Annotated in this window: 2 protein-coding genes; one reads left to right on the forward strand and one right to left on the reverse strand. The window is 43.2% G+C overall.

The features are described from left to right. Window positions 1-350: transporter substrate-binding domain-containing protein (locus NG99_RS27310; RefSeq protein ID WP_034900056.1), on the reverse strand; the 350-nt coding region annotated here is incomplete at its 3' end. Between the two features lie 183 nt (window positions 351-533). Between NG99_RS27310 and NG99_RS27315 the strand changes: the two genes are divergently transcribed. Beyond that, window positions 534-818, forward strand: a 285-nt coding sequence (locus NG99_RS27315) for a GntR family transcriptional regulator (protein ID WP_232298382.1), incomplete at its 3' end; no start/stop codon positions are given.

An 818-nucleotide genomic window follows, 5' to 3' on the forward strand; every position in this document is an offset into this window, starting at 1 on the left:
AATATAGGGGCCAATCCACTGTTGAATAATTTATTGGAGAAGTTGATAGCTTTTTTACGCTCATCGGTAATCGACAACGAAGAAATAATGGCATCGAATTTACGCGCCTGGAGCGCCGGGATCAGACCATCAAATCCGTTTTCAACCCAAATACATTTAGCCTTGAGCTGCGTGCAAATCGCATTACCCAGATCAATATCAAATCCCTGCAGGCTGCCATCTGCGGCCTTAAACTCAAAGGGTGGAAACGTCGCATCAGTACCAAACCGGATTTGCTGCTGCGCCGATGCATGACCGGAAAGTCCCGTCATAGCAAGGCCAAGTGAAAATAGGGCAAGCGTTTTTTTCATCATTCACTCCCATTAAACATACCATAAAACGAACCATACGAGATATACGCTGGAAGGTGAAAATACGCAACCAGTTTAATTAATTTATTCAATTATAATAATAAGTTATGGGATTACGGTCTATTTTTAGATTGATATTAAACCTTCTGTAGTTGAAATTTACGACGACAAATCAATGACTAATTGGCTACAATAACCCATAATTTTTACTTTTTTAGGGCTATAAAACAGACCATGAACGAGTTAAGTGAAAATAAACGCCGCCCACGGAAGGCCTATCTGTCGGCCAGGCAGGCGCTGCTGAATTTATTAAACACAGAATTCAGCGAAGGCGATCAAATTCCGGCAGAACGTGACCTGTCAATCCTGTTGGGTATCAGCAGGATGACATTGCGAAAAATTACAGATGAGCTTGTCATCAGCGGAATGCTGGAGCGGCGGGGAAACCAGGGGACATGGCTGACCGAG

The sequence above is a fragment of the Erwinia typographi genome (assembly GCF_000773975.1).
Classification (GTDB): domain Bacteria; phylum Pseudomonadota; class Gammaproteobacteria; order Enterobacterales; family Enterobacteriaceae; genus Erwinia; species Erwinia typographi.